Origin of the sequence: Stenotrophomonas sp. YIM B13575 (genome assembly GCF_042787595.1) — a bacterium.
Lineage (GTDB): Bacteria > Pseudomonadota > Gammaproteobacteria > Xanthomonadales > Xanthomonadaceae > Stenotrophomonas > Stenotrophomonas lactitubi_B.
This window is the reverse complement of record NZ_JBHZOP010000221.1, coordinates 1-2,373: the sequence shown is the minus strand read 5'-3', so window position 1 is coordinate 2,373 and position 2,373 is coordinate 1. Positions and strand designations below refer to the sequence as shown.

Genomic DNA, 2,373 nt, shown 5'->3' with positions numbered 1-2,373 from the left:
CGAAAAACGCCCCCTTGCGGGAGCGTTCTTCTTGAATCTGGAGCGGGAAACGAGACTCGAACTCGCGACCTCAACCTTGGCAAGGTTGCGCTCTACCAACTGAGCTATTCCCGCAGATTCCGTTCGACCTGCGTCGAAGGAGCGCTATTGTGTCGATATTGCTGCACGGCGTCAACAGGATTCTGCAGCCCTTTTACCGGCCAGCGTTCAGCTTCCGGATCACGCCCGAACGCCCCGTCGGTGGAAGTAGATCTGTTCGGCCAGCCGGCGCACCGGGCCGGTGCGCAGCAGGGCGTCGACCGGCCAGTCCCGCTGCAGGTGGTCCATGGCCCAGCGCAGCACGCGCTTGCGGTGAAAAGTGGGCGCCGCCTGCCGTGCCACCTGCTCGGCGGCGGGTCCCTTCCCACGCCGGTGCAGGCCGATGGCATCGCCGACCGCCCAGCCGTGCCGCCATGACGAGTGGATGCCGCCGGCCGACAGCGGCGAAACGACACCCGCCGCATCACCGGTAAGGATCACGCCGGGCGCGGTGATCGGGCCATCCGGAAACCCGCACGGCACCAGCCCCGCGCGGGTGCCGGCAGCCTCGGCCGCGCGCGGAAGACCCACCACGTCGCGCACATGTTCAAGGAAACCCTCGATATCCGGCGGGCGGGCATGGGCGGGATCGTGGCGCAGGGCCAGCCCCACCTGCACACCGGTGGGATTCTGCGCGGCCCAGCCGATGTAGCCGGGTGCGAAGCGGCGGCTGACAAAGCAGTGCAAGGCGTCGCCTTCCGGCAGCTGCACGCCGGCAAACTCGCGCTCGACGCCGTACAGGTTGTCGCGCACCTGGCCCAGGCCGGTGCGCAGCGCGACGCGTGAACGCGCGCCGTCAGCGCCGACCAGATAGCCGGTGCGCCCCACCCCTTCAACCTGCCATGCGTCGCCGTCGCGGCAGGCCCCGGTGAACGACTGCTGCAGCCGCAGGTCCACGCCACTGGCACGCAGCTCGCTGGCCAGCCAGCGCATCAGGTTCGGTGTATCGGTGGTGAGGAAGTAGTAGCCCGGTGCGGCCAACAACACGTTGCGCAGGTTCGGTGCGTACAGGCGCACGCGCGCCACGCGCTGCACCAGCTGCTCGGGCATGCGACCAAGCCAGGTCTGTTCCATCGCTTCCTTCACCACGATGCCGGTGGTATGCAGGCGCTCGCCGGGGTCGGCCTTGCGTTCGAGCACGCAGACGCGAAGGCCGTACTGGGCGGCGGCGAGTGCACAGGCAGCACCTGCAAAACTGGCGCCGACGATGATCACGTCGTAGTCGTTGGCGGTGGGAGTGTGAGGCATCGCGGCATCACCACTTGAGAAGGGAGATGCAGCATCGAGCTTCCGCGTGGTGAGGCGATGGAGTGGCGGTGAAGTGGAAATGAAGCGCTCGCTCACCCGATCGGCTTCATTTCGGAATACTTGTATGGACTGCCCCCGGACGACGATCAATAGTTCTTGGTCCAGTGCCATCACCAATGCAGTAGCGACAATCGCCAACCGCTCCGACACCCTGCGTCGGGATCACGTTGAGAACGGCGCCCCGCAGTTGAGCATGTACAAGAGCGCGAGTCTCGGCATTCGTTGGCAGTGGACTAATCAATCCGAGCAACAGTCGCTCTCAATGAACACCACAACACGGCCAGGCTCCCAGACCACCACATTCGAGAATCGATATGGATCACTTCGCCCACCTTGGCTACCACTACGGCGAGCGAGAAATTGAGTCGTTGCTGAAAGAGCTTGGCATCGTCGACGTTCCCGCCTTGGAGCGGCATTGGACTGATGCTTACTTGTCCAACGCATCACTCGGCGTCGAACTGACCTTTTCAGATTCTGAGTCCTTGGCTTCTCCTAGCCGCGACTATCCGGCTGGCGCGCTCGTGCTATCCAATTTCCGCTACTACGGACGGGAAATTGGCGACTTCTCCGTTTACCGAGGTGCCCTGCCCCACGGACTCACTTTCGGCCAAGGCAGGAACGACGTCGTGTCAATGTTTGGTGAACCGGAATGGAAGAATCCAGAAAGCAACCGCATGCGATGGATATCCGGCAGCTCCAGAATACATGTGACATTCGACAAGAGCGGAAAGCTGGCGATTGTCTCCGGAGGGTTGCCTATCTAAAAGCACAACTCTGCGCACCGTTCTGTTGGCACTCAAGTCATGATGCCTGCCGACATCGAGCCATTCCCAGACCACACCGTCGAGATCGCCCTACCTCGCGAAAGCTCATAACGAAAAACGCCCCCTTGCGGGAGCGTTCTTCTTGAATCTGGAGCGGGAAACGAGACTCGAACTCGCGACCTCAACCTTGGCAAGGTTGCGCTCTACCAACTGAGCTATTCCC

2 protein-coding genes and 1 tRNA gene are annotated in these 2,373 nt (G+C 62.8%); 1 reads left to right on the top strand and 2 read right to left on the bottom strand.

Annotated features, from left to right (window positions below; translation table 11 throughout):
• Positions 1 to 38: 38 nt before the first annotated feature.
• Positions 39 to 114: transfer RNA gene (locus tag ACFX4F_RS21350), tRNA-Gly, on the bottom strand.
• A gap of 105 nt (positions 115 to 219) precedes the next feature.
• Entirely contained in the window at positions 220 to 1,326 is a 1,107-nt protein-coding gene (locus tag ACFX4F_RS21345) for an NAD(P)/FAD-dependent oxidoreductase (protein WP_099820055.1), read from the bottom strand.
• A 374-nt stretch (positions 1,327 to 1,700) separates the two neighbouring features.
• On the opposite strand from ACFX4F_RS21345, the gene ACFX4F_RS21340 reads away from it, so the two are divergent.
• A complete protein-coding gene (locus ACFX4F_RS21340; RefSeq protein ID WP_099820054.1) occupies positions 1,701 to 2,150 on the top strand; it encodes a hypothetical protein in 450 nt (149 codons plus the stop codon).
• The last annotated feature ends 223 nt before the right edge of the window (positions 2,151 to 2,373 follow it).

Coding starts and splice junctions, on each gene's coding strand:
- ACFX4F_RS21345 (WP_099820055.1), bottom strand. CDS start 1,326: ATGCCTCACACTCCCACCGCCAACGACTACGACGTGATCATCGTCGGC.
- ACFX4F_RS21340 (WP_099820054.1), top strand. CDS start 1,701: ATGGATCACTTCGCCCACCTTGGCTACCACTACGGCGAGCGAGAAATT.